At 67.5% G+C, this 2,602-nt stretch carries 2 protein-coding genes; both read left to right on the top strand.

Annotated elements, in window-relative coordinates:
* A partial coding sequence (locus tag ADBZ6I_RS17060; RefSeq protein WP_526385953.1) for a GMC family oxidoreductase N-terminal domain-containing protein occupies positions 1–1,760 on the top strand: 1,760 nt, incomplete at its 5' end.
* Between the two features lie 44 nt (positions 1,761–1,804).
* The coding region (locus ADBZ6I_RS17065) for an aldehyde dehydrogenase family protein (RefSeq protein WP_526385955.1) at positions 1,805–2,602 on the top strand (798 nt) is incomplete at its 3' end.

The raw sequence follows: 2,602 nt of genomic DNA on the forward strand, positions 1-2,602 counted from the left end.
TGTTCGGATTCGCCACCGGCTCGCAGCGCTCCCGCGAGCAGGTGATTCGCAACGTCGCGCTGATGGGCGCCGCCCCGGCTGCGGGGATGAGGGCGCTGACCGCGCTGACCGCCACCATGGCTTACGCCGTCCCCGACCCCAACACCGGGGGCAATCCGGCCTGGACAACCTTCGGCTACAACGGGCCGCCGCAGATCGCGCCCGGCGGACCTGAGCCGCTGCCCACCTTCACACCCACCGAGTCCACCGTGTCGGCCGACGTCTGCATCGTCGGCTCCGGCGCCGGCGGCGGGCTGATCGCCGGCGTCCTGGCGAAGGCGGGGCTGAACGTCGTCGTGCTCGAAGCCGGCCAGGCCCGCAACGAGGCCGACTTCATGGGCTACGAATTACAGGCTTACCAGCAACTGTTTTGGCGCGGCGGCGTCAACGCCACCGCCGACGGGAACGTCAGCATGCTCGCCGGCTCCACTCTGGGCGGCGGCCCCACGATCAACTGGACCAACTGCCTGCGCACGCCGGACTGGGTACGCGACAACTGGGCCGAGGAATTCGGACTCAAAGACGTCGCGACGCCGGACTTCGACGCGCACTTCGATGCCGTATTCGAGCGACTGGGAATCAACGGCGAGTGCTCGGACCTCAACGGTCCGCATCAGAGGATCCGCGCCGGCGCTGAAGCCCTGGGCTGGTCGTTCACGACCCTGGTCCGCAACGCTGACCCGCAGGCTTACTCGCCTGACACCGCCGGGCACCTCGGGTTTGGCGATCGGTCCGGGGGCAAGCGCGACATGCGCCATACCTATCTGCGCGACCTCGTCGATGCCGGCGGGAAGATCATCGTCGGCTGTGCGGCCAAGCGGGTGCTGGTGGAGAACGGCCGCGCCGCCGGGGTGGAAGCCACCTATACCGACCCGGCGACCGGCGCCACGAGAGAGCTGACCATCACGGCTCCCCGCGTGGTCGTCGCGTGCGGCTCGCTGGAATCTCCCGCCCTGCTGCTGCGCTCGGGCATCGGCGGCCCGGCGGTCGGCAAGTACCTGCACCTTCATCCGGTGGTGCCGTTCCTCGCCATCTACCCGGAGGAGACCACCCCGTGGTGGGGTGCACCGATGACCGCCATGGTGGACGAGTTCGCCGACGTCAAAGACGGGTACGGGTTCCTGATCCAGAATGCGCAATTCTCGCCGTCGGTCATCGTCGCGGGAATGGCCCGGGCTTCCGGCGCCGAGCACAAGGAGACCGTCGCCAAACTCGGCCATGGGCACCTTTCGATCGCCTTCCCCCGCGACCGCGGGCACGGCACGGTCACCATCGACGACAACGGCAACTCGGTGATCAACTACTCGATGACCGACGAGATCGACATCCTGGTCGCTCACACCTCCATCGAGAAGCAGATCCGGCTGCTGCACGCCGCCGGTGCCGAGCAGATCGTCCCGATGGGTTCGATGTCGTGGCGTTGGCGCCGCGGCGACGACCTGGAAGCGTTCATCAAGGCGGTACAGAACACGCCGCTGCGGGCCGGAGGCCTGCTGCTCGTCTCGGCGCACCAGATGAGCAGTTGCCGGCTGGGCAGCGATCCGCAAACCTCGGTGGCCAATCCGTCAGGCGAATTGCACGACACGCCAGGGGTTTACATCGGCGACGCCAGCGGCATGCCGACCGCCAGCGGTACCAATCCGATGATCTCGGTGATGGCGCTGGCGCACCGCACCGCCACGAACATCGCCAACCAAGCCAAGTCCACCGTCAACGCCTAGTCCACCGTCAACGCCTAGTCCACCGTCAACGCCTGAGGAGCACCATGACCACAACGATTCCGATGCCCGTCCACGACCGTTTCTACATCAACGGGCAGTGGACCGCTGCCAGCGGCTCCGAGACGATCGCGGTCGAGAACCCCTACACCGAGGAGGTCATCGCCCACATCCCGGTCGGCGATGCCGCCGATGTGGACCGCGCGGTCACCGCCGCCAAGGAAGCCTTCCCGAAGTGGGCGGCCACGCCGATCGCCGAGCGCGTCGACATGATCGACGCGATCGCGGCGAAGTTGTCCGACCGTGGCGACGAGTTGGCCGCCATCATCAGCACCGAGGTCGGCACGCCGATCACGCTGGCCCGCCTGATTCAGGTCGGTCTGCCCACCATGTCGTTCTCGGCAATCCGGGGCCTGGTGGATGAATTCCACCTTGAGGAGGTGATCGGCAACTCCCTGGTGGTTCGCGAGCCACTCGGTGTCATCGCGGCGATCGCGCCGTGGAACTACCCGTTGCACCAGATGGCCGCCAAGGTCGCCCCGGCGCTGGCCGCCGGCTGCACGGTGGTCCTCAAGCCCTCCGAGGTCACCCCGCTCTCGACGTTCGCGCTGATGGAGATCTTCGACGAGGTCGGTCTGCCGCCCGGAGTGGTCAACATGGTGACCGGTTGGGGCAACGTCATCGGCGAAGCGATGATCACCAACCCCAACGTGAACATGGTCACCTTCACCGGCTCGGAGGGCGTCGGCCGCCACATCGGTGAGGTCACCGGCCGCAACCTCGTGCCCGCGGCCCTGGAGTTGGGCGGCAAGTCCGCCTGCGTGGTGCTCGATGACGCCGACATG

It is taken from the genome of Mycobacterium sp., assembly GCF_044342925.1.
Taxonomy (GTDB): Bacteria; Actinomycetota; Actinomycetes; order Mycobacteriales; family Mycobacteriaceae; genus Mycobacterium.